This window comes from Pseudomonas sp. FEN (genome assembly GCF_904067045.1).
Classification (GTDB): Bacteria; Pseudomonadota; Gammaproteobacteria; order Pseudomonadales; family Pseudomonadaceae; genus Aquipseudomonas.
Map to the genome: position 1 here is coordinate 907,511 of NZ_CAJFDC010000001.1, position 17,603 is coordinate 925,113.

The 17,603-nt window shown below is 61.7% G+C and carries 15 protein-coding genes and 1 pseudogene; 9 read left to right on the top strand and 7 right to left on the bottom strand.

What is annotated here, in order from left to right:
* Nucleotide 1 precedes the first annotated feature (1 nt).
* A complete protein-coding gene (locus PFEN_RS04250; protein WP_224770886.1) occupies nt 2-1,582 on the bottom strand; it encodes a sensor domain-containing diguanylate cyclase in 1,581 nt (526 codons plus the stop codon).
* 29 nt (nt 1,583-1,611) lie between these two features.
* Here PFEN_RS04250 and PFEN_RS31255 point away from each other — a divergent pair, with 29 nt between their 5' ends.
* Complete coding sequence (locus tag PFEN_RS31255) at nt 1,612-1,869, top strand: hypothetical protein (RefSeq protein WP_412071379.1); 258 nt, start codon at nt 1,612-1,614, stop codon at nt 1,867-1,869.
* On the opposite strand, the gene PFEN_RS31260 is transcribed toward PFEN_RS31255, so the two are convergent.
* On the bottom strand, nt 1,862-2,293 hold the full coding sequence (locus PFEN_RS31260) for a methyl-accepting chemotaxis protein (RefSeq protein WP_412071385.1): 432 nt from the start codon (nt 2,291-2,293) through the stop codon (nt 1,862-1,864). The two genes, PFEN_RS31255 and PFEN_RS31260, sit on opposite strands and share 8 nt — an antisense overlap.
* Nucleotides 2,294-2,401: 108 nt before the next feature.
* A pseudogene (locus tag PFEN_RS31265) lies at nt 2,402-3,178 on the bottom strand (PAS domain-containing protein); the annotation flags it as partial.
* Between the two features lie 191 nt (nt 3,179-3,369).
* Between PFEN_RS31265 and PFEN_RS04265 the strand changes: the two are divergent.
* Both PFEN_RS04265 and PFEN_RS04270 read left to right on the top strand, forming a co-directional pair.
* Complete coding sequence (locus PFEN_RS04265) at nt 3,370-3,594, top strand: DUF6555 family protein (RefSeq protein ID WP_191485776.1); 225 nt, start codon at nt 3,370-3,372, stop codon at nt 3,592-3,594.
* 55 nt (nt 3,595-3,649) lie between these two features.
* The gene (locus PFEN_RS04270) at nt 3,650-4,678 is read left to right on the top strand and encodes an SIS domain-containing protein (RefSeq protein ID WP_224770887.1); all 1,029 of its coding nucleotides are present in this window, start codon (nt 3,650-3,652) and stop codon (nt 4,676-4,678) included.
* 45 nt (nt 4,679-4,723) lie between these two features.
* On the opposite strand, the gene PFEN_RS04275 is transcribed toward PFEN_RS04270, so the two are convergent.
* The gene (locus tag PFEN_RS04275) at nt 4,724-6,037 is read right to left on the bottom strand and encodes an MFS transporter (protein WP_191485777.1); all 1,314 of its coding nucleotides are present in this window, start codon (nt 6,035-6,037) and stop codon (nt 4,724-4,726) included.
* A gap of 246 nt (nt 6,038-6,283) precedes the next feature.
* On the opposite strand from PFEN_RS04275, the gene PFEN_RS04280 reads away from it, so the two are divergent.
* From PFEN_RS04280 to PFEN_RS04305, 6 genes are all read left to right on the top strand, one after another.
* The gene (locus tag PFEN_RS04280; RefSeq protein ID WP_191485778.1) at nt 6,284-7,702 is read left to right on the top strand and encodes a short-chain fatty acid transporter; all 1,419 of its coding nucleotides are present in this window, start codon (nt 6,284-6,286) and stop codon (nt 7,700-7,702) included.
* A 272-nt stretch (nt 7,703-7,974) separates the two neighbouring features.
* Nucleotides 7,975-8,661, top strand: coding sequence for an autoinducer binding domain-containing protein (locus tag PFEN_RS04285; protein WP_191485779.1), 687 nt, complete (start codon nt 7,975-7,977; stop codon nt 8,659-8,661).
* Nucleotides 8,662-8,851: 190 nt separating this feature from the next.
* Nucleotides 8,852-10,549, top strand: a complete 1,698-nt coding sequence (locus PFEN_RS04290) for an acid phosphatase (protein WP_191485780.1) — start codon at nt 8,852-8,854, stop codon at nt 10,547-10,549.
* Nucleotides 10,550-10,763: 214 nt separating this feature from the next.
* Nucleotides 10,764-12,461, top strand: coding sequence for a molecular chaperone HscC (locus PFEN_RS04295; protein ID WP_191485781.1), 1,698 nt, complete (start codon nt 10,764-10,766; stop codon nt 12,459-12,461).
* A gap of 13 nt (nt 12,462-12,474) precedes the next feature.
* On the top strand, nt 12,475-14,109 hold the full coding sequence (locus tag PFEN_RS04300) for a J domain-containing protein (protein WP_191485782.1): 1,635 nt from the start codon (nt 12,475-12,477) through the stop codon (nt 14,107-14,109).
* A 140-nt stretch (nt 14,110-14,249) separates the two neighbouring features.
* A complete protein-coding gene (locus PFEN_RS04305) occupies nt 14,250-15,422 on the top strand; it encodes a hypothetical protein (RefSeq protein ID WP_191485783.1) in 1,173 nt (390 codons plus the stop codon).
* A 197-nt stretch (nt 15,423-15,619) separates the two neighbouring features.
* Here PFEN_RS04305 and can read toward each other — a convergent pair whose 3' ends face one another.
* The 3 genes from can to PFEN_RS04320 form a co-directional block, all read right to left on the bottom strand.
* On the bottom strand, nt 15,620-16,264 hold the full coding sequence (gene can, locus PFEN_RS04310; RefSeq protein ID WP_191485784.1) for a carbonate dehydratase: 645 nt from the start codon (nt 16,262-16,264) through the stop codon (nt 15,620-15,622).
* 69 nt (nt 16,265-16,333) lie between these two features.
* The gene (gene rimI / locus PFEN_RS04315) at nt 16,334-16,786 is read right to left on the bottom strand and encodes a ribosomal protein S18-alanine N-acetyltransferase (protein ID WP_191485785.1); all 453 of its coding nucleotides are present in this window, start codon (nt 16,784-16,786) and stop codon (nt 16,334-16,336) included.
* Nucleotides 16,779-17,558 (bottom strand): energy transducer TonB, encoded by a 780-nt coding sequence (locus PFEN_RS04320; protein ID WP_191485786.1) that lies wholly within the window; start codon nt 17,556-17,558, stop codon nt 16,779-16,781. Before PFEN_RS04320 ends, rimI begins: the two co-directional genes overlap by 8 nt.
* Nucleotides 17,559-17,603: the final 45 nt, after the last annotated feature.

Below are 17,603 nucleotides of genomic sequence, written 5' to 3' on the forward strand. Positions count from 1 at the left end.
CTCAGAGCTTGTGGGTCATGTAGCGCCCACGTCCGGTTTTCTTGGCCTGATACATGACGCGATCCGCGGTCAGCAGCAGCGCATCGGCGGAGCTCTCTCCGCTCCCCAGGGCGACACCAATCGACACTCCCACCTTGCAGGCCGTACCGGCAATGAGAAAAGGCATGCTCAGCGCCTCAATGCACTTGGTTGCCACGGCGCCCACGGTTTCTTCGGCGTCGGCGCCCAGGTTGCTGAGCAGGACCACGAACTCGTCACCCCCAATGCGCGCCAGGGTATCGGTCTCCCGCACCACAGCACCAAAGCGCTTGGCGACCTGACGCAACACCTCGTCGCCGGCCTCGTGCCCAAGGGTGTCATTGATCCGTTTGAAGCCATCAAGGTCCATGAACAACAAGCCGACCATCGTCCCTTTCCGTTGCGCCTGCGCCAGCACCTGACGCAAGCGGCCAGACAGTTGATGTCGGTTGGGAAGGCCCGTCAGCGTATCGTGATGGGCAATCCGTTCGAGTTCGGCCTGTTTCTCATGGAGCTTGAACAACAAGCGATTGAACGCCGAGATCAAGTGACCGACTTCATCGTTGCGCACCACCGGCAAGGACGTATGGGGCAGTTCGTCACGGGTCATGCTGTCCGCCTGGGCGGCGGCATGGAACAGCGGACGAAAGACAAAGTACAGTCCGATGGAGGCGATAATGGCAAACACCAGCGTCGAGAGGACGGCGCCCCTGATCACGAAATCCTGGATTCGCTCAACGGTTGCAAACGCTTCGCGACCCGGCAGGCGGGCGACGATGAACCAGCCCGTGCTCGGCACCGACGCCATGGCACGGACCTCCTCCTTGCCCTCGGCATCCAGTGTTATCCCGGCACCGCGAAAGCCCTCCATGGCCCGGTCCTGCAGCTTGTTGAGGCCCGGTGGGGCTATCGAGGAGACGTCCATCCCCTGTTGCGATGGCTCGATCTGCAGACGACTTTCTGGAAAAATCAGCTGGAACTTACCCGTTGCCGTCCCCCCACGACTCTGCAGCATTGAATCAAGAAAGCCGGGCGCGGCGAGTTCCATCATGCCCACCAGTACCGCCTCTACCTCACCCGCCGCATTCCGGATAGGCGCGGATATCGGCAACACGGGCTTCGCGCTCTCCCGCCCCTCGAGCGGTCGACCGATAAAAGGCTTACCGGCCAGCCCCGACTGGATATAGTCACGATCAGCATAATCCGTATCGGCGGGCGCTTCCTGATCAGGGTAGCCCGCCACCCGCTTGCCACTGGCGTTGACGATGATGATTTCGCTCGAAAACAGTGCCTGATAAGGGGAGCGATCCCGCAGCCAGCCACGCAGTTGTTCGGGCCGGGCCAGTAAATCGACGGGCACGCTGGCCGCCAGACGCTCGATCAAAAGCCGGCGCCGAATGACCTTGGTATCGACATCCTGAGCGACATAAGTCGCCAGCGCCAGTTGCTGACCTTGCGCGACGGCGCCCAGATCCTCGCGCAGAAAGTCGGTCAACACGTAATAGCGTATGACAGCACCAGAAGTCACAATGCACAGCGCCAACACCAGCAGTCGGGTCAACACGCTGTTGTAGATTCGAGCAAGGATGAGTGATGCATGATGCTTTTTTGACATTACTGGAGTGTAACCGACGACATTGCACTTTTCGCTACATTCGAACCATCGTTCAGGAGTTCGGTTACAAATTCGACCGCGACTTCACTCAACAGGCTGAAGTCGCCGACGGAGCGACCGAGGTGCGGCATTCGGTACTCACTGAAGCCGGGGTGAACACGCGCACCTCGGTCGGGATGTTCCAACTACCGAAAACCGCCTCGGTCGAGGTAGACAGGGTGGTGCTGCTCAATTAGTCAGCTGGTTGGCGAACTGCCCGACCGCATTGACCACCTTCTGCGCACCGTCCTGGATCTCGACGATCACCGTACCCGCCTCCGCCGCCAACGCAAGGCCTTCCTCGGCCTGGGTCTTGCCGCTGTTCATCAGTGAAACCGCATCCCGCGCCATGTCCTGGTTCTGCCGCACCACGCCGACGATCTCGTCCGTGGCCTGGCTGGTGCGCGACGCCAACTGCCGCACTTCGTCTGCTACCACCGCGAAACCACGACCCTGCTCGCCCGCGCGCGCCGCCTCGATGGCCGCGTTGAGCGCCAGCAGGTTGGTCTGCTCGGCAATGCCGCTGATGGTCTTGACGATGCTGCCGATCACCTGGGATTGCTCATTCAAGGCCTCGATCCCTTCACTGGCCGTTTGCATGTGCGCGGCCAGGTCGCGCATCACTTCCACCGCCTGGGTCACCACGGTGGTGCCGCGCTGGGCGGTGCTGTCGGTCTGCAATGAAGTGCCATAGGCAATGTTCGCCGCGTTGGCCACCGCCCTCTCCTGATTCACCTGGTCGGTGATCACGGTTGCGAACTTGACCACTTTGTAGAGCTTTTCGTTGGCGTCGAGTACCGGGTTATAGGATGCCTCCAGCCAGACCTCGCGCCCATGGCTGTCGACCCGCTTGAAACGGCCGGCGACAAACTCACCGGCATGCAGGCGCTTCCAGAACGCTTCGTAATCGGGGCTGTTGTATTCCGCCGGCTCGCAGAACATACGGTGATGCTTGCCCTGGATCTGCGCCAGGTTGTAGCCCATGCTGTTGAGGAAGCGGTCGTTGGCGGTGAGCACCTCACCGGCCAGGTTGAACTCGATCACTGCGGTGGAACGCAACAGCGCGCCGATCAGGTTTTCGTGCTCGCGGGACGCTTCGATGGTGCGGGTCAGGTCGTTGGCGTATATCGAAAAACTGCGGATATGCCCCTGAGAATTACGAATCGGCTGCAGGATCGAGCGCAACCAGGCTTCCTTGCCGTTACCGCGTAACAAACGCACCGCGCCGCTGAAATGTTCACCCCGGGTCAGGGCATTCTTGAAGCGCTGATGAAAATCCGAATGTTTCAGGTCATCCGGCACGAATTCATCCAGGCTGCGTCCTAGCAACGAGCCGCTCGAGTAGAGCATTTCCTCGGTAAAGTTCTGGTTGACCGATTCGATGCGGCCATCGGGGTCCAGAGTCAGTACAAGCATTTCCAGTTCCAGACTGTCCTTGACTTGCTGAAGGCTGGAGAGTTCTTCGCGAAGAGCCGACAGCTCCTGCTTCAAGCGTTTGTTAAACATGGAAAGCACCGATGAGCAATTGAGAGCACAGGTAATAAACTGTCATTGCCATCGGCTAGGGTATTTTTTTCTGAAGGAGGATACTGGGTTATTTCCAGCGGCAGCCCGCGACAATTCGAGTGAATTTTTTCCACACCCGGGGATCTTGTTTAGAACAATGGAGAAGAATCACAGGGAGAATTTTCAGATTTATGAGCACGGCAAAACTTTTCGTTATCGACTACACCCATCATGGCGTTCCCAAGTCCTTCATTATCCGATCGGAGCGCATGGACAATAGCGAGGCTTGGCACTGGGCCAGCTGTGACGCTGGCGTGGGCCGCATCGGCAAATTCGGTCGAGAGCGGGTGAGGAAAACCAGCAAACCCATGGCCGAAAAGTTCGGTATAGAAGCGGTGAGCTGGCGCCCCGTCTGAGGTGTGGCCAGAAGTCATTGCGCCATTCTCGGACGGGCACCCAGGTATTTACGTTATGTCACTGATGCTCCAGGAAACCCTGTCGATCCCCTCTGTCGTGCAGCGCATGCTCGACAATGACAGCGCCATCGTCGCGCTGAGCGAGCAACTGGCCGGTGCTTTGCCGGAGTTGATCATCAGCGTCGCCCGCGGCAGTTCGGATCATGCCGCCGCCTACTTCGGCTATGCCATGATGAGCCAGGTCGGAATTCCCTGGCTGTCGATTCCACTGTCGCTGGTCAGCCTGCAACAGCCGCCGTTGCGCCTGAAACACTGCTGGGTGGCCGCCCTGTCGCAATCGGGCAAGAGCCCGGACCTGATCGCCAGCGTGGACTACCTGAAACAACGCGGCGCCCGCGTGGCGGCGTTCGTCAACACAGCCGAGTCGCCGTTGGCCGCGGCCAGCGACGCCGAGGTGCTGTTGCCAGCGGGGCTGGAGCAGAGCGTGGCCGCGACCAAAAGCTATGTCGCCATGCTGATGGCCGGGGTGCAGACCGTGGCGGCACTGGCTGCCAGGCTGGGACAGGGCAACAACCTTGGCCTCGCCCTGCAAGGCTTGCCCGCCGCCCTCGCGCGGGCAGACAATGAGAACTGGTCAAAGGCCCTCGAGGTACTGCACCCGGTCGACAAGATGGTGGTGATCGGCCGCGGCCCGGCGCTACCCATCGCTCTGGAGGCGGCCCTGAAACTCAAGGAAACCTCGGGGATCCAGGCTGAGGCTTTTTCCAGCGCCGAGGTCCGCCATGGACCAATGGAAATCATCGAGGCCGGTTACCCGGTCCTGCTCTTCGCCCCGTCCGGGCCCGAGCAGGCCGGCACCCTGGCGTTCGCCGAAGATATGCGGCGGCGCGGGGCACGGGTCCTGCTGGTAGCACCACCGGGCACGCCCGGCGCCAACTTGACCAGCCTGCCGACGGCGCACCCGTTGCTGGAACCGTTCACCATGATCCAGGGGTTTTACCTGATGGCGGCAAGGCTGGCCGAACTGCGCGGACGCAATCCCGATCAGCCGCGGTTCCTCAAGAAGGTGACCGAGACGCGTTGACTTCAGAAAGCCGCCCCTGCCGATGAACCACCCGACGGACGCGGCTCAGCAACCACGAACGCTGGAAGCATTGGCCGTCGCTGACGCGCGCATGCCGAAGAACAGCGCGGTCAATGCACCGACGCCCCCCATCGCCACGCAATAGCCGACGCAGACCCACGGGCTCCAGGGCATCAGGCCGATCAGCAACAGCGGCGTGGTGCTGGCCCAGAGTGCGTAGGCGATGTTGTAGGTAAAGGAAATGCCGGAGACCCGGACACGCGCCGGGAACAACCCGACCATGACCGAAGGCACCGCCCCCACCACGCCACAAGCCAGGCCCGCCAGGGCGTAGGCCAGGCCAATCCACTCAGCGCCATGGATCAGGCTGGTGTAGAGCAGCGCGATGCCCAGCGGCAGCAAGACGCTGTAGAACAGCACCGCGCGCCAGGCACCGATCCGATCCACCAACAGACCGGCCAGGACACAGCCGATGTTCAGGAACACGATCCCCAGGCTGCTCAAGGCGAACGTGTGGCTGGCGCTCATGCCGAAGCTTTTCTGCATCACGGTCGGAGTGATCACCACCAGCACCACCACCGCCGAGGTCAAGACACAGGTCAGCAACATCGCCGGCAGGATCGCCCAACGGTGATTGCGCAAGACAGTCTGCAACGGCAACCCCTCGCCGGCTTCCCGACGCGCTTGCAAGGCTATGAACACCGGGGTTTCATTGAGCCAGCGGCGCAGCCAGACGCCGATCACACCGAACACCCCGCCCAGCAGGAACGGAAAACGCCAGGCGAAATCGAGGATTTCACCTGGGCTGTAGATCCGCGCCAGGGCGGTCGCGGTCAAGGCGCCCAACAGGTAACCGAAGGTCAACCCCGCCTGCAGGACGCCCAGGGCATAACCGCGGTGCCCGGGTGGCGCATGCTCGGCGACGAAGACCCAGGCACTCGGCACTTCACCGCCTACCGCCGCGCCTTGTAACACTCGTAGCAGCAACAGCAGCAGCGGTGCCCAGTAACCGATCTGGGCATAGGTCGGCATGACCCCGATCAGCAGGCACGGCAGAGCCATCATCAGGATGCTCAGGCTGAAGACCCGCTTGCGCCCCAGCCGATCGGCGAAGTGCGCCATCAGGATGCCACCCAGTGGTCGTGCCAGATAGCCGGTGACGAAAATGCCGAAGCTTTGCAGCAGTCGCAGCCATTCCGGCATTTGCGGGGGAAAGAACAACTCACTGAGGGTCAGCGCGAAGAACACGAAAATGATGAAATCATAGATTTCCAGCGCGCCGCCCAACGCCGCCAAGCCCAAGGTTTTGTAGTCGGACCGGGCAAAGCGACGGGAGTGTGGAGTGTGATCGGCAGTCATAAAGCACTCTGGCAACGTATTCAGATACACCTTGGGCCGGTTTGGCTGCCGGTGCAAAAAATCGGAGGATACCTGAGTTTGCCAAAAGCATTGGGCCGACATCGCCGAATCCGTTGGATACGCAACATCACTCGCTATTGAAGAGAATCGGAAAATGCCCCGGGATTGATCTATCGTGGGCACCTGCCCACACGCTACGCCTTGCCTGTGGCTCCCCAATAAAATCAAGAACAAGAGGACCGTCCAATGGCCGCTGCTATCGAAACCAGCCGCTACGCGCGCTTTGCCCTGCACTGCTCGAACTGGGCCGAGCGCTGGTTTCCCGACTCCTGGGTGTTCGCCGCGCTGGCGGTGATCATCGTTGCCCTGGCCACCCTGGCCATCGGCGCCAAGCCGAGCGAAGCGGCAATGGCCTTCGGCGACGGCTTCTGGAGCCTGATTCCCTTCACCATGCAGATGGCGTTCGTGGTGATCGGCGGTTATGTGGTCGCCAGCTCTCCGCCAGCGGTGAAACTGATCGACCGCCTGGCGCGCCTGCCGAAGAACGGTCGCTCGGCGGTGGCCTGGGTCGCGCTGATCTCGATGCTCGCCTCGCTACTGAACTGGGGCCTGTCGCTGGTCTTCGGCGGCTTGCTGGTCCGCGCCCTGGCGCGCCGCAGCGACCTGCGCATGGATTACCGCGCCGCCGGAGCCGCGGCCTACCTGGGTCTGGGCGCCGTCTGGGCACTCGGGCTGTCCTCGTCCGCCGCCCAGTTGCAGGCCAACCCGGCCAGCCTGCCGCCGTCGATCCTGTCGATCACCGGGGTAATTCCTTTCACCCAGACCCTCTTCCTCTGGCAGTCCGGCGTGCTCTTGCTGGCGCTGATCGTGGTCTCGCTGGTGATTGCCTACGCCACCGCACCAGGCCCCGACTCGGCCCGGGATGCCAAGGCCTGCGGGGTCGATCCAAGCTTCAACCTACCGCCCCTGAGCACCCGCTCGCGCCCCGGCGAATGGCTGGAGTACAGCCCGCTGCTGACGATTCTGCTGGCCCTGCTGGCCGCCGGCTGGCTGTTCCATGAATTCTCGAGCAAGCCGGCGATCAGCGCCATTTCCGGCCTGAACACCTACAATTTCCTGTTCCTGATGGTCGGCGCCCTGCTGCACTGGCGCCCGCGCAGCTTTCTCGACGCCGTGGCCCGCGCGGTACCGACCACCACCGGCGTGCTGATCCAGTTCCCACTGTACGGCTCCATCGCGGCACTGATGACCACGGTCAAGGGCGGCGATACGCAGACGCTGGCCCACCACATCTCGACCTTCTTCACTCAGATCGCCTCCCATGACACCTACGCGTTGCTGATGGGGGTGTACTCGGCGGTGCTGGGCTTCTTCATTCCCTCCGGGGGCGGCAAGTGGGTCATCGAGGCGCCCTATGTGATGCAGGTGGCCAATGACCTGAAATACCACCTGGGCTGGGCGGTGCAGATCTACAATGCCGCCGAGGCATTGCCGAACCTGATCAACCCCTTCTACATGCTGCCGTTGCTGGGCGTGCTGGGGCTGAAGGCGCGGGATCTGATCGGCTTCTCCTTCGTGCAACTGCTGGTGCACGCGCCGCTGGTACTGGTCCTGCTGTGGGCACTGGGGACAACGCTGGCGTACAACGGGCCGGTGCAGCCGTAGCCCCCCAAGGTCTGTTTACACGTCCATTCAAGAGCGCTGCTCTCAGCGCTCTTGCCGCGCGCCCGGCCCGAAAACCAGCATCAATCTCAAAAACGACGACGCGAATAGTCACAATGCTGAATTGATGCTGAACAAGTACACAAGAACGCAAATTCCGTGGGTCACGGTTGACATCATGTATTAGTCTGTCCGGACAAACAGGCACGATCGTGCCATCGCTCTTTTTCAGAGCGTGCCCAACCCCACCCGTCGAGCTTCAAGGTGGATGAATCATGAACCATTGGAAAGCAGAGCAACTGCGGCTTCTGGGTTCAGCGCAAGGCGAGCAGAAACTGTTCGAACTCGTGCCCGACCTGGTCAGGCAACTAGGCTATCCCTATTACCGCTATATCAGACTGAACCAAGGGGCCGAGCCCTGGATAAAGAACAATTATCCCGAGGAGTGGAACCGAGACTATCAGGAGCACAATCTCCACGAGATCGACCCGGTACTGACCCGGGTCCGGCATTCGCACCTGCCGCTGTTCTGGTCGTCGGAGACTTTTGTCAGGGCCCCTGCGTTCTGGGCAAAAAAACAATCGTTTGGCATGCGCTATGGCTGGTCCCAGGCGGTACAGCATGTTCAAGGTCACCTGAGCATTCTGTGCGTCGCCCGTCCCGAGGGAGAAATCCTTCCCCATGAGATCTACCACAAAACCGGATATATCCTGTGGCTGTGCAATGTCCTGCATTCGGCGGCCACCCGCGATTTGCCCGAAACACCCTCGCCCCTGCTATCGCCTCGGGAAGTCGAGGTATTGAAGTGGTCGGGTGAAGGTAAAACGGCACCGGAAATCGCCCGCCTGCTTGAGCTCAACGTGCGTACCGTGAACTTCCATATCGCCAACGCAATCAGCAAGACCGGGACCACCAACAAGGTCGCGGCGATGGTGGCGGCGATTCAATGTGGGGCCTTGTGAGGTCAGCCTGGAAAGCCCGCGTCCCGGACCGCCATCTGCAAAATTCTGCAACGCAATAGCTGCCCCCTCCCCTCGACAATCGGCATACTGCCGGCGGCAGAACGGATCTGTCGCTGTACCGTCATATTGCATTGCTAAGTTGCGATGCGAAATATTTTGATACGTCAAACCCAGCCAGCAGGAACCCAGGATGAGTGACGAGAAAGACCTCGACCAGTCGCAAGCGCCGGAAACCGATCATCCCAGCGACACCAGTCGCCGCCGCTTCCTCGGTGGCGTGGCGGTGTTGGGCGTCGGCGCGACGCTGACCGCCTGCGGTTCCCCGAGCGAACCCGGCAAGCCGGACGCACGCGAGCTGTCGGGCGCCGAGTTGGACAAGGCGCTGCGCGACCAGGTGAAAACCGTGGTGGTGATCTACGCCGAGAACCGCAGTTTCAACAACCTGTTCGCCGACTTCCCGGGGCTCGAGAAACCCTTGTCGGCCCTCGCGCCCACGGACTACCAGCAACGTGACCGCGATGGCAGCCTGCTGCCGACCCTGCCGCCAGCCTGGGGCGGTGTCCTGCAGATCGGCCCGCAAAGCGTCGACGGCGTCACCTATCCGGCCGAAACCCAGTTCCAGCAGAACCTGCCCAACGCCCCTTATGCCCTCAAGGGCCCGAATGGTGAAGACCTGCCCCTGGGTCTGGTCACTCGCGACCTGTGGCACGTGTTCTACCAGAATCAGATGCAGATCAACGGCGGCAAGAACGACCAGTTCGTCGCCTGGGCCGACTCCGGCGGCCTGACCATGGGCCACTACGCCCAGAACCGTTACTCGTTGCGCCTGTGGGACGTGGCGAAGGAGTTCGTGCTCTGCGACAACTTCTTCCAGGGTACCTTCGGCGGTTCGTTCCTCAACCACCAATACCTGGTTAGCGCGGCAGTCCCCTTCTACCCGGACGCCGCCAACTCGGTGGCCAAGCCGCAAATCGCCACCCTGCAAAGCGACAACCCGCTCGACACGCGCCTCAAGCCGCTGGAGAAATCCCCGGCCAGCGCCATGAGCGGTCCGCCGCAATTCGGCCCCAGCGCCCTGACCCCGGATGGTTACGCGGTCAACACCATGGCCCCACCCTACTGGCCGACCTGGATCCGCGACAGCGAGCACCCGGACTATTCCAAACCGGGCCTGCCCAATGTGCTGGTCCCCCAGGTCCACGAACACATCGGCGACAAGCTGTCGAAGAAGAACATCGACTGGGCCTGGTACGCTGGCGCCTGGCAAGCCACCCTGGATCAGTTCAAGGACTCGGGCGGCATTCCGAAGATCCCGAACTTCCAGTACCACCATCAGCCGTTCAACTACTTCAAGCAGTTGGGGCCGGAAAATCCGCTCGAGCGCGCCAAGCGCCTGCGCGATGGCGGGCTGGGCGACGAGGCGAGCAGCAACAAGTTCGTCGCCGACGCCCAGGCCGGCAAGCTGCCAGCGGTGACTTTCTACAAACCCCAGGGCAACCTGAACATGCACGCCGGTTACGCCGATGTGGCATCCGGCGACCGACATATCGACCGGATCCTGAAAGTACTGCGCGAAAGCCCGCAGTGGAAAAACATGGTGGTCGTGGTCACCGTCGATGAAAACGGTGGCTGGTGGGACCATGTGGCGCCACCGCAAGGCGATCGCTGGGGGCCGGGCACACGGGTTCCAGCCCTGGTGGTCTCGCCCTTCGCCCGCAAGGGCATGGTGGATCACACGGTGTACGACACCGCCTCGATCCTGCGCTTGATCACCCGAGTGTTCCAGTTGGAGAAACTCGATGGCCTCAAGCAACGGGATGATGCGATGGTCGCCCGGGGCCAGAAGCCGATGGGTGATCTGACCAACACCCTGCGCTTTACGGCCTGAGAGCTGCACTCAGAGGAGTCAATGGCGGGCCCATGGGCCCATGCTCCTCTCGCCCCTGTGGGAGCCAAGCTCCCGCAGGTTCTTTCATGCCCGACAGCGCGCAAATAATAGCCTAGCGCCACTATCTGCTTTACCCCCTCCGCACTCCGGTAATATCCTTGCCCGATAGTATTCTGTTTCAGAATTTTACCGAGCGAAAAGGGAGTTCGTCGTAATGATCGTAGGGATTGACCTGGGGACCACCAACAGCCTCGTTGCCGTCTGGCGTGGAGATGCCAGTGAGTTGGTACCCAATGCCCTCGGCCAATTTCTCACACCCAGCGTGGTCGGCCTGGACGATGAAGGTCGGGTACTGGTCGGGCAGGCGGCGAAAGAGCGCCTGCATACCCACTCCCAAACCACAACATCACTGTTCAAGCGCCATATGGGCAGCGCCCAGGAAGTGCGCCTGGGTGAGCGTCTTTTCCGCCCGGAGGAACTATCCGCGCTGGTGCTCAAGAGCCTCAAGGAAGACGTTGAACGGGCCTACGGCAAAACCGTGCACGAAGCGGTAATCAGCGTCCCGGCCTACTTCAGCGATGCCCAGCGCAAGGCCACCCGTATCGCCGGCGAGCTGGCGGGACTGAAAGTCGAAAAACTGATCAACGAACCCACCGCCGCCGCCCTCGCCTATGGCCTGCACCAACGGGGCAAAGAGACCTCGTTCCTGGTCTTCGACCTCGGCGGCGGCACGTTTGACGTGTCGATCCTTGAACTCTTCGACGGGGTCATGGAGGTCCGCGCCAGCGCCGGCGACAACTTCCTCGGCGGCGAGGATTTCGATAGCGTATTGCTCGAATACTTTATCGACAGTCAACGCGGCGCGGCCGACTTCCCAGACCCCGCAAGCGTCAGCCAGGTACTGCGTCGCGAAGCCGAGCGTGTACGCAAGGCGCTGGGCCAGGATCCCAGCGCCGAGTTCAGCCTGCGTGTCGACGGCCGGCAATGGAGCCGGAACATTACCCAACAACAGTTGGCCGAACTCTACGCACCGCTGCTGGAACGCCTGCGCGGCCCTATTGAACGGGCATTGCGCGATGCCCGGATCCGAGTCAACGACCTGGACGAAATCCTCCTGGTGGGCGGCACCACGCGCATGCCGCTGGTGCGCAAGCTCGCCACCGGCCTCTTCGGTCGCTTCCCGTCCATCAGCCTCAATCCGGACGAAGTCGTGGCCCACGGCGCCGCGGTTCAGGCCGCCCTGAAGGCGCGCGCCGCCGCACTGGAAGAAGTGGTACTGACCGACGTCTGTTCCTACACACTCGGGATCGAAACCTCCCATCAGTTCGGCCAGCAGATCGACAGCGGGCATTACCTGCCCATCATCGAGCGCAACAGCATCGTACCGGTCAGCCGGGTCAAGCGCGTGTATACCCTGCAAGACAACCAGGCCGTGGTCCTGCTGAAAATCTATCAGGGAGAAAGCCGCCTGGTACACGACAACGTCTTTCTGGGCCAACTGGAGATGGCAGTGCCCAAGCGCAAAGCCGGCGAGGTCGCGCTGGATGTGCGCTTCACCTACGACAACAACGGTTTGCTCGAGGCCCAGGTCAATATTCCGCTGACCGGCGAACAGCATTCGCTGATCATCGAGAACAACCCCGGCGTGCTCTTGCCGGAAGAGATCGAGCAACGCTTGCAGGCCTTGGCCTTGCTCAAAGTGCACCCACGCGACCAACAGGTGAACACGGTCCTGACCGCGCGTCTGGAACGTCTCTACCAGGAGAGCCTGGGCGAATTGCGCGAGCAGATCGGTCGATGGGCCGGACAATTCCAGCAGGTGCTGGACAGCCAGGACGAACGACGCATTCGCGAGGCTCGCCAGGAGCTGCTCGAACAGCTGAATAAACTGGACAATGGTATCTGGCACTGACAGGAGTCGCGGGATGAATTGCTGGACACTGTTGCAACTGCCGGAAGACGCCGATGAGCGCAGCATCAAGCGCAGCTATGCGCGACTGCTGAAAAACAATCGCCCGGATGAAGATGCCGAAGGCTTTCAACGCCTGCGCGCGGCTTACGAAAATGCACTGCAGATCGCCCGCTGGCGGGACGAATCCGCCACGGCAGAAGCGCAACACCCGCCTCTGAGCAGCTCGGCCGCCGAGACGCTGGAACACCCGCGGCAGTACGAGTGCTCCTGGCCCGCAGAGATCCAGCCAGCGGGCACGGGAGCGGCGGCCCCGGTCCGCGATGATCCGGTTCCGGCCCTACTGGCCGATCTCACCGAACAAAACCTGCCCGAGCGTTGGCAGCAAGCCCGGCAACAACAATGCGCCGACGCGTTCCAACAGGCATTGCTGCGGTTGTGCTTCGAGCAACCGGGATTGCGCAGCCCGATCGCCGCCTGGGCCGTTCAACATCTGGAATGGTTGACGCCCTGGCAAACCGTGGGGATGACCCCCTGGCAAACTGAAGCCTTGTCCACCGGTTTGCTGCAGGAGTATCGACAGAGCCTGCAGGATCTGCTCGAAGCCGGGCAGGAACGCCCGTTCCTCCAGCAGTTGAAAGGCTACCTGCAACAGCCCTGGATGAAGATCTTCGACCGCAGCCAGGAATGGCAACGGATCGTGTTGCAGTTGCTGAACGAAACCCGATGGAGCCTGCCACTGTTTGAGCGGGTTTGTCAGGCATTCGGCTGGGACGACAAGACCGGGGTGACCCCCGAGCCACTCTGGGTCTGGCAATCACTGAACAGGCGCTGCGAACGCGAAGCCTTCTATGAGGAACTGCAAACCCGGGCCTTGAACCATTTCTATGGGGGACCTGCGCAGAAAGCCGCGTTCCTGCTGCTGACCCCCCTGTCTCTCTGGCAACAGGGCCGTGAATTCAAGAACTTTACCCAGAATCATTGGCAGGCCTGCCAGGATCTTTCCGATCAACTTGCCCACAGGTATCCGGAACTCATCGAACGCCTGCCAGATCGTGACGTCTTTTTCTGGCGCCAGTTCCTGCCGCGCTCCGTCCCCCCCTCCAGCTGGCGATGGTTATGGGCCGGCTGCTCGCTGGCGGTGACGCTGTCGACGCTGCCCTCATGGCAAACCTGGCAAGCCAAGGGCACGCTATGGACGAATCTGATGACGTCACTGCTGACCGGCCTGATCCCGGTGATTATCGGCGTCTACGCGATGCGTTTTTGGCAACCCATGTGCTGGCATCTGATGACGATCGATTTGTGGCTGAGCCAGCATCTGTTGCCCAAACGCATCAACCCGACCCGACATTGGCTGGTCATTCGCCATGGTGTGCCACAGGCGTTGATTGCGCTGCTGTTCCTGGCCTGGTCGGGTGGCCTGGGCATGGCGACATTCATCGGCATCGGCGCCATCGGCCTGTTCGACAACAAACGCCCGCGTTGCGAACGCCCCGACTCGATCTGGCGACACCCCGGGCAGGCCATCCTGCACATCACTCAGTGGAGCCCCCTGCAGTTGGGATTCTTCCTGCTAATGTTGTGCATCACCGTCACGTGCCTGCTGGTGGTCCCCGGCTATCCGCTGACCACAGGCAGCAGGCGATAAAGTCCGGGGGATGCCTACGCGGGGTCAGGGATATCAAGTACAAGAAAAATCACAGATTCCCCATAACGGGAAAATACCGCCTGCTGCAGTATGAGCAGTCTCCTTCCTCACCCGAGGGCCAACGCTGAAAGGATCTGAGCATGTCAAAAATCGCCGTCTTGACGAGTACCTTAGCCGCACTCACCCTGAGCACCCTCGCCCACGCCGATGTCGAAATGAAGCTGGGCAGTCGGGAACGTGTCACCCAGCTCTTCGCCTACCCCAACAACTGCAGTGTCATCTGCTATCGCAACTGGACCCTGGAACAGACCGCCGAACACTATCTGAACCAGAGCGTGCAGCGCGACGGCTATAGCCACGCCAAGGTGACGGTGAAAGCCGAGGCCGGCCAACTCTATGCCAAATTCAGCGGTGTGCCGAACGGGTATGACAAACCACTGGCACAATTGCTCAACGCCGGCGAACTGGCCTACAAGGGCGCCTCCAAACTCAATGCCGATGGCAAGTGGGATTTCAGCTGGTACCTGTTCCTGCCGCTGGGCCTGGCCCTGGACAATCGCAAGAGCGTCGAGCTGCTGCACTTCCCGCCGGATTATTCGCTGACCCAGGCCCAGGATTACCTGGAGTCCAAGACCACCGATCGCTGGGCCGAGCTGCTGACCGACAATGGTATTCCCAAGGACCAGACACCGGGCTACCAGACCATCATCGACATTGCCCCGATTGCCGCGCCGGCCAGCGCGGGCAGTACCCTGGAGGGGGTCTATAGCTACTTCAGCGACTACCAGACCACCATGATCAAGGAAGTCAGTATCACGGCCAAGGGCACGTCATTGCCGATGGTGGCCTTCGGCGCGCCGGTGCGTAACTGGATCAAGCAGCAGTATGGCGCGACGGTCGGCGTGCTACAGCTGGGCCTCATCCGCCCGACGGCGGGGACGATAGTACCGGTGCTGGGTTCCAACCATCCAAGTTATATCTGGTACGCGGCAGACCCGGCCAGCTATGGCGGCGACCAGGCGAAGGCCGATGCGGCGGGCTTGAAGGTGATGGGGCAGGACCTGAGTGCCGCCTGCTGGCAAGCTGGCATGGGCCAGAAACCGGACGGCGACCCGGCGGCGCTGCTGAAAAGCTGTACCGACAACTGGCAGGTGACCAACAAAGCGAAAACCTGCGTGTTGTTCTATGAGTCGGTGCGCAACCTGTCTGAAGCCGATGCCGAGAAGAAATGCACGACCACGGAGATCAAGACGCAACTCGATCAGTTGAAACAACCGGTGCCCGCGCCCATGACGGCGCTGCCGGCTATCTGACCGCGTAAGGCTCAAGGGCCTATTCGCGGCGGTGCGGCGATCCGACAAGCCCTGCTCCTACAGTCCATCGTCGTTCACTAACTTTGTATACGACACAAAAACTGTAGGGGCAGGGCTCGCCCGCGAAAGCGTCAGTTCAAGCGATGCACCTCTTAAGCAATCGGCGTTCCGACAAGGCTTGCGCTGTCAGCAGGACTTCAGGGCGCTTCCACCGGCCGCAACCGGTACTGCGGCGGCAACTGCTCGATCCCGCTGATGGTGGCGTTCAGACTCTTCCAACGCCCATCCTTGATCCCATAGATGCAGCCATGGATCGACAGGCTCTGCCCACGATGCCAGGCGTTTTGCACAATGGTGGTATGGCCGACGTTGGCCACCTGCTGGATCACGTTCAACTCGCACAAGCGATCGACCCGCTCTTCTTCAGTGGGCAGTTGCGCGAGCATTTCGCGGTGTTCGTAGTAAAGGTCGCGAATCGAGCGCAGCCAGCCATCGATCAGGCCCAACTGGCGATCCTGCATCGACGCCCGCACCCCGCCACAACCGTAGTGGCCGGTGACCAGGATATGCTTGACCTTGAGCACATCCACCGCGTACTGGATCACCGACAGGCAATTGAGATCGGTGTGCAGCACCACGTTGGCGACGTTGCGGTGCACGAACAGATCGCCCGGCAGCATGCCAACGATCTCGTTGGCCGGTACCCGAGCGTCGGAACAACCGATCCAGAGGTACTCCGGGGTCTGCTGGCGGGCGAGCTTGGCGAAGAACTCCGGGTCTTCTTCCTTGATCGCAGCGGCCCAGCGCTCGTTGTTATCGATCAGATCCTGTAGTTCGTTCATGTTCTGCTGCCTCAAGATAGTCCGAAACTTTGACACACGACCCCGGGCTGGGGTCACGTGGGAAAGTCTTCAGTCAACCAGCGTACACGCCATCACCACCGCGTCCTCGCGCCCACCCACGGCCGGGTAGTAGTCGCGCCGGCGTCCGACTTCATTGAAACCATAGCGCTCATACAGGCGAAAGGCCGCCTGATTGCTGTCGCGCACCTCCAGGAAACACTCCCGGGCCTTGGCCGCATAGGCCCGCGACATCAGATGCTCGAGCAGACGCAGGCCCAGGCCACGACCCTGGCTCTCCGGCTTGACCGTGATATTGAGCAGGTGCGCTTCATCGAGAATGATCTGCACCACGCCATGTCCGACCTGCTGGCTGCCTTCGAACATCAGCCAGATCTGGTACTTGCCCAGGCCATCGAGGAAAATTCCGCGGGTCCAGGGGTGGCTGAACGCCGCGTATTCGATCTTCAGTACCGCATCCAGGTCCGCCTCGGTCATCGGGCGAAAACTTACCGCATCACTCATCGTTACTCTTCCAGCGCGCCATCAGCCGGCGCATGGCTTGCCAGACATCAGCCTTGCGCTGTGGCTCATCCATCAATAATTCCAGGCCAGGCAGCGCCCAGGCCGAGCCCAGGCCTTCGACCTGGAGTTCACGGTTATACGCTTCAGCGTCGGCCTCACCGGCAAAACGCACCGCCGGCAAGCCGATCAACCACAGGCAGGCGCACTCGCCCTCTTCCCGACGGGCCTGGACGAAGCCCTGGACAAAGTCCCGGGCCGCCTCCGGGCCCTGGTCGAGCTTGCCACGTACCAGCAGCGGCCAACGTACCGGCTCGCCGACGATCTGCGGGCTGTCCGGCAACCCGGCGGCACGCAGCATGTCCTTGAGCAGCAGGTAGGCCGGATCGCGGCTCTGGAACGCTTCGCCCGTGGGTAACTCCACCAGCACCAGGCAACGCCCCGCGCGCAACAATTGCAACGCGAAGCGCGGCGGTGGCAGCTGAACCGGCTTGACCGGGGCCGGCGCCTCTTCAGCGACAACCACCGGCTTGCTTTCGGCGCGCTGGATCGGCGAGGGCCGTGGCACTTCGATCTTCGCCCGCTCGGCGGGCCTGGCCAGCGGCTCCGCGGCTGGGCGTGCCTCGACCGCGGGGGCCGGGACCTCGACCAACGGCTCCGGCGCGACAAACAATTCCGGTCGCGACGGCGCGGCGAACGGCAGTTCGGTGCGGGGCAGCCAGTGGACCACCTGCATGGCGGTCAGATAAGCGCGGCGGCGGGACTCGATAAGCAAGGGGCGGCCATCTGTGGATAAGTTGAAAGCAGGGATTCTACCGCC